The sequence below is a fragment of the Streptomyces sp. HSW2009 genome (genome assembly GCF_040240285.1).
Lineage (GTDB): Bacteria > Actinomycetota > Actinomycetes > Streptomycetales > Streptomycetaceae > Streptomyces.
In genome coordinates this window covers 1-2,978 of sequence record NZ_JBEHZD010000766.1, presented here as the reverse complement: position 1 = coordinate 2,978, position 2,978 = coordinate 1, and the positions used below count along the sequence as shown (strand labels likewise).

At 72.9% G+C, this 2,978-nt stretch carries 3 protein-coding genes; all 3 read right to left on the bottom strand.

Annotated elements, in window-relative coordinates; translation table 11 throughout:
• Window positions 1-832: NADH-quinone oxidoreductase subunit C (locus tag AAHZ94_RS31895; protein ID WP_349997195.1), on the bottom strand; the 832-nt coding region annotated here is incomplete at its 3' end.
• Window positions 833-921: 89 nt separating this feature from the next.
• On the bottom strand, window positions 922-1,569 hold the full coding sequence (locus AAHZ94_RS31890) for an NADH-quinone oxidoreductase subunit B (RefSeq protein WP_349997194.1): 648 nt from the start codon (window positions 1,567-1,569) through the stop codon (window positions 922-924).
• Window positions 1,560-1,988, bottom strand: coding sequence for an NADH-quinone oxidoreductase subunit A (locus AAHZ94_RS31885; protein WP_349997196.1), 429 nt, complete (start codon window positions 1,986-1,988; stop codon window positions 1,560-1,562). The genes AAHZ94_RS31890 and AAHZ94_RS31885 overlap by 10 nt, the downstream gene beginning before the upstream one ends.
• Window positions 1,989-2,978 lie beyond the last annotated feature (990 nt).

The window sequence follows — 2,978 nt, the reverse complement described above, 5'->3', positions numbered from 1 at the left end:
GGGGGCCGGGCGCCGGGCGGGCCGGGGCGGGCGGGAGCTGGCCCTTGAGCGGGCCCCAGTCGTTCGGGTCGGGCACGCCGGGCGGCAGCATCTGTCGCCGCTTGGGCCCGCCGTGGTCGGACTCCCCCGGTTCCTTCGCACCGGGCCACGCCTTGGCGACCCGGGCCGCGAGGACGAAGTCCTTGCGCAGCGGGTGCCCCTCGAACCCGTCCGGCAGCAGCAGCGGGAGCAGGTGGGGGTGGTCAGTGAAGTCGACGCCGAACATCTCGTGCGTCTCCCGCTCGTGCCAGGCGGCACCCGGGTAGACGTCGACGGCGGTGGGCAGCACCGGGGCGTCGTGCGGCACGGTGGTTCGAATCAGGAGGCGTCGCAGCCCGGTACCGGCGGCCCCTTCGGCGGCGTGCGCGCCGGCGTCGGCGCGTCCGTCGAAGGCCACCGGCGCACTATCGGGTGCGGACAGCGCCGCGCGCGCCGCCTCGGCCGCCGCCTCCGCCGCGGCCACTGCCTGCACATCGGGCAGACCGGCCACGTGGGCGGCGACGTGCAGCCCCGTGCCCGGCTCGTCGACCGCGCTCAGCCAGTCGAAGAACGTGCAGGCCAGCGCCGTACGGGCGGTCTCAAGCGCGGAGATCCACGCCGTGGCGGGGACGTCGACGGTGAGCAGGTCGTAGCTCTCTTCGGCCCGGGCTCCGGGGCCGAAGAGTTCCGCTGCGGAGCGCGGCAGCCAACCCACCGGGGCCGCGACCGCCGCATCAGCCACATCGGCTGCGTCGACTGCTTCGACTGCTTCAGCCGGACCGGTCACACTGGTCGCACCGGCCTCATCCGTCATCCCCGCGGCCCCCGCAGACCCAGCGGCCCCCGCAGACCCAGCAGTCCCACCGGCCGCCTCCGTGTCTCTCCCGGGGTGGTCGGACGTGCTCATCGGGTGTCCTCCGGCGTCGGTTCGGGCCGCTCGGGCGCCGGGACCAGCGGGCTGCGCAGCGCGGCGGCGGACGGGCGCCGGCCGCGGTCGCCGTGCGGGTAGCGGCCGGCCAGGGACTCCGCCGCGATCTTCTCCTGAAGCTTGAGGATGCCCTGGAGCAGCGCTTCGGGGCGGGGCGGGCAGCCCGGTACGTACACGTCGACCGGAATGATCTGGTCCACGCCCTTGGTGACGGAGTACGAGTCCCAGTACGGGCCGCCGCAGTTGGAGCAGGCGCCGAAGGAGATGGCGTACTTGGGCTCGGGCATCTGCTCGTACAGCCGCTTCACGGCGGGCGCCATCTTGTCCGTCACCGTGCCCGAGACCAGCATCAGGTCGGCCTGGCGCGGGCCCGGGGCGAAGGGGATCACGCCGAGGCGGATGAAGTCGTGCCTGGCCATCGACGCGGCGATGAACTCGATCGCGCAGCAGGCGAGGCCGAAGTTGAAGACCCAGAGGCTGTAGCGGCGGCCCCAGTTGAGGATGACCTTCATCGGCTCGGGCGCCAGGCGGGCCAGCGGGCCGAGGGAGCCGGTGCCGGCGGCGGGCCGCGCCACCGTGGGCTCGGGGAGGTCCACGGGGTTCGTCCGGGGGGTCACGTCCATTCGAGGACGCCCTTCTTCCATGCGTACAACAGGCCGACGGTAAGGAAGCCGAGGAAGACGAACATCTCTACCAGCGTGGTGCCGCCGAAACCCGGCTCGGCGAAGACCGTCGCCCAGGGGAAGAGGAAGATCGAGTCCACCGCGAAGATCACGTACAGGAAGGCGTACACGTAGTAGCGGACCTGGGTGTGGGCCCAGCCCTCGCCGACCGGGTCGACGCCGCACTCGTAGGTGAGCAGCTTCTCGGGCGTCGGGGCGATCGGGCGCAGCAGGCGGTTGCCGACGAAGGCGACGATCAGGAAGAGCACCCCGACCACCGCGAGCAGGCCGACGGCCGCGTACCCGTCGAAGTACTCCGCGGCGAGTCGCACCGGCGCGTCGGCGGCCGACTCCACCGCCCGACCGGGCACGCCGTCCACGGCCCGTACGCCCACGTCCCGTACGGGGGTCCCGACAGCGGGCGCGACGATCACCTCCGGCACGTCCGTCACATACGTCACGTCCGCCCCTCGCTCCCTCTGCCGCTTTCGTGCTCGGTGACTTGTTCACCGCCCAGCTCACCGCCGCATTTCCGCTGATTCGCGGCGCTGGCGGTCCGTACGCACGGGAGTCTAGGCCCTGTGTCCACCGCAATGGACAGCCCACCGGCCCAGGGGTGGGGTTATCCCCAGTCCGCCGGAGGGTCTTCCCCCATGGCCTTTTGGGGACTTGGCCCGGCAGGCTAGGGGGTATGGACGCCAGATCTACGGCCGGATTCGCCGCGAGCGGGCGCCGTATGAGCCATGCGCGGCGTATGCACTGCATGCACTGCATGCGCCGTACGAGCCGTGCACGCCGTATGGGCCATGTGTGCCGTACGGGCTCGATAGGTCGTACGGGCGGCGCGCGACGCGTGAGCTGTGCGGACCACGTGAGCTGTGTGGGCCGTGCGGGCTGTGCGGGCTGTGCGGGCCGTATGCCCCGTGCGAGCCGCAGGCGCGGTCAGGCGCCCCGTGGTTCACACCGAGGCGGCTCCGACTGGCACTATTCCGGCTGGCGCGGTTCCGGCGGGCGGCATGCGGCTGGAGACGGTGCCGGCTGGTGCGGCGCGGACCGACACGGCGCAGGTCGGCACGGTACGGACCGGCACGAATCGGGCCGGCGCGAGGGCGCGAACGGGCCCGGCCGGGCCGGACCCGGCACGAACAGTCCCGGTTCCTCCGGGCCCCGCACAGGCATAGGCGTAGGCACAGTGACACCGGCGGTCCCGGCTCGACCGGACCCGGTACGAAGGGACCCAGCATGAACGGACCCCGTCCACACGGGTCGGGAGACGTGCCAGGAAGCGGGTCAGGGGGCCGGCACATCGGCGGGCTGCCGTGCGGCTCCGGCCGGCAGGTGGACGGTGCGCGCGTCGATCGTGGCGTGGT